Consider the following 1323-nt stretch of genomic DNA (forward strand, 5'->3'; position numbering starts at 1 on the left):
CGCCGACGGGGCCGGTGGGCACGCCGGGGCGGACGGGGTTCGCCTTGACAGCCCCTGGGGCCCGGCGTAGCAAGAGAGGATGCGCCAGGGTGTTCCGGCGGACCCGCCCGGTCCGCCTCCCAGCGACGGGGATGCCCGGGCGGTGCGCCCCGACCCGCGCCGTCCAGGGACGGGTGCTGCCCAGGACCCGCTGGGGCCGGCGGGCCGGGGGCCCGCGCGGGAGCGGGAGGCCCTGCTGACCTCCGCCGTCCGGACGGTGCTCGGCGGCACCGACGCGCACGGCGCGACCGTGTACCTGCGCTCCCGCGACCGCCGCTCGCTGGTGCTGTGCGCGGTCGCCGGTGTGCCGCTGTCCGTGCTCGGCCCGTTCCGGCGGATCGCCGCCGCCGGTCCGCTGCCGATCGCGGTCAGCTACCGCACCGGCCGCACGGTCCTGCTCGCCGACACCGAGGACACCATGCGGCGCTTCCCGCAGCTCGCCGTCGGACTGCCCTACGACTTCGCCTCCGCCAGCGTCCCGGTGCGGGCGGGCGAGGAGGTCTTCGGGGTGCTCGGGGTGCTCTGGGCGGCCACCGACGACGGCGTGCCCGAGGGCGCGCGCCGCCATGTGCGCGCGGTCGCCGCCCGGCTGGCCGCGGGACTGGCCGGGCTGGAGGCGGCCGGCCACCCGGTGGAGCCGAACGGCGAGACCACGGTCGTCGAACTCACCCCGCCCTCCGCGCCGACCACCCGGGTCGGCCTCTTCGACTGGGACGTGGCGCTCGGCGAAGTCACCGCCGACGATCAGTTCTGCGAGATCTTCGGGCTCGCCCCGGGCGACTTCGACGGCCGCGCCGAGAGCCTGGCCGCCCGGATCGCCCCCGGCGACCTGCCGGAGTTCCGGGCCGCCGTGCGCGGAGCCCTCGACCGGGGCCGGGTGCTCGCCGCACGGCTGCGGGTACTGGACCGGGACGGCCACCCCTACCCCGTCGAGCTCTGGGCCCGGGTGCCCCGCGACGGCCCCGGGGCCCGCGGGCGCCTGGTCGGCGCCGTGCTCGACACCCGTACCGGCACCGCCGCGGCCGCCGCCGTGGAGCGGCTGCGCGAGGGTGTCTTCTCGCTCGACCCGGACGGCCGGATCACCTACGCCAACCACAGCGTCGAACTGCTGCTCCAGGCCCGCCGCGAGGACCTGGTCGGCCACCACCCGTGGCAGGTGCTGCCCTGGCTGTCCGACCCGGTGTACGAGAACCGCTACCGTGCCGCGCTGCTCTCCCAGCAGCCCACCGCCTTCCTCGCCCGCCGGCCGCCGGACCACTGGCTGGCCTTCTCGCTCTACCCCGA

1 protein-coding gene is annotated in these 1323 nt (G+C 77.7%); it reads left to right on the forward strand.

Annotated features, from left to right (window positions below):
• Positions 1 to 142: 142 nt before the first annotated feature.
• A partial coding sequence (locus tag VR45_RS31195; RefSeq protein WP_045943235.1) for a PAS domain-containing protein occupies positions 143 to 1323 on the forward strand: 1181 nt, incomplete at its 3' end.

The sequence above is a fragment of the Streptomyces sp. NRRL S-495 genome, from assembly GCF_000966955.1.
GTDB lineage: Bacteria > Actinomycetota > Actinomycetes > Streptomycetales > Streptomycetaceae > Kitasatospora > Kitasatospora purpeofusca.